The following is a 1,149-nucleotide window of genomic DNA, read 5'->3' on the forward strand; positions in this document are numbered from 1 at the left end:
GGTAATCCCCCCGAAAAACCGGTGTGTTCATAAGTAGAATTTTCTCGTAATCTGAACAGGGGAGATCTCTATGAAAAAATCACGCTTTACCGACAGCCAGATTATGGCCATCCTCAAGCAGGCTGAGGCCGGAACGCCAGTTGCTGAACTGTGCCGCGAGCATGGTATGAGCAATGCTAGTTTCTACAAGTGGCGTTCACGCTTTGGCGGAATGGATGCATCCATGATGGCCCGCCTAAAAGAGCTGGAAGATGAAAACCGCCGCCTGAAAAAGATGTATGCCGAAGAACGGCTCAAAGCCGAAATTATTCAGGAGGCTATGGCAAAAAAGTGGTGAAGCCATCGCAGCGAAAGCAGATGGCACAGGACGCGGTCAGAAACCGATGCGTCAGCATACGTTTTGCCTGCCAGCTGTTTGCTGTCAGCGAAAGTTGCTATCGTTATCAGCCTCAACTGAATGAAGAAAACACCGTTATTGCTGACTGGCTGCTCCGTATCACCGACAGTCAGCGCAACTGGGGTTTTGGTCTGTGTTTTTTGTACCTGCGTAACGTAAAAGGCTTTAAGTTCAATCACAAAAGGATATACCGAATTTATTGCGAGTTGTCGCTGAACATGCGAATTAAACCGAAAAAACGACTGAAACGGGATAAGCCCGAGCCGCTGGCGGTGCCTGAAAGCCGCAATGAATGCTGGTCGATGGACTTCATGCACGATCAACTGTCGGATGGTCGTTCCGTCCGATTGCTGAATGTTATCGATGACTTTAATCGTGAAGCGCTGGCCATTGAGGTAGATTTTTCTCTTCCCGCAAATCGAGTGGTGAGGACTCTCGAACAACTCATTGAGTGGAAAGGTAAACCAGTAGCAATACGATGTGATAATGGGCCAGAATATACCGGCAAGATACTGATGTCATGGGCTGCTCAGCAGAATATCACCCTGCGTTTTATTCAACCCGGAAAACCTCAGCAGAATGCTTATATTGAGCGATATAACCGGACAGTACGTTATGACTGGCTGGGACAGCACCTGTTTACATCACTGGACGAGTTGCAGGACTATGCCACACGCTGGCAATGGTTTTATAATCACGAGCGTCCGAATATGGCACTGAATGGCTTCACACCAATGCAGCATATTCAACGT

The 1,149-nt window shown here is 48.1% G+C and carries 1 protein-coding gene; it reads left to right on the plus strand.

Annotated features, from left to right (window positions below):
- Positions 1-70: 70 nt before the first annotated feature.
- Positions 71-1,149, plus strand: a protein-coding gene (locus tag HGT73_RS14575) for an IS3 family transposase (protein WP_214215976.1) whose coding sequence is annotated in 2 segments (ribosomal slippage) — positions 71-323 and positions 323-1,149 — 1,080 coding nt annotated over the 2 segments. Because the reading frame shifts where the segments join, the coding sequence is not laid out codon by codon here. This gene is flagged as partial in the annotation.

Source organism: Rosenbergiella australiborealis (assembly GCF_018494035.1).
Lineage (GTDB): Bacteria > Pseudomonadota > Gammaproteobacteria > Enterobacterales > Enterobacteriaceae > Rosenbergiella > Rosenbergiella australiborealis.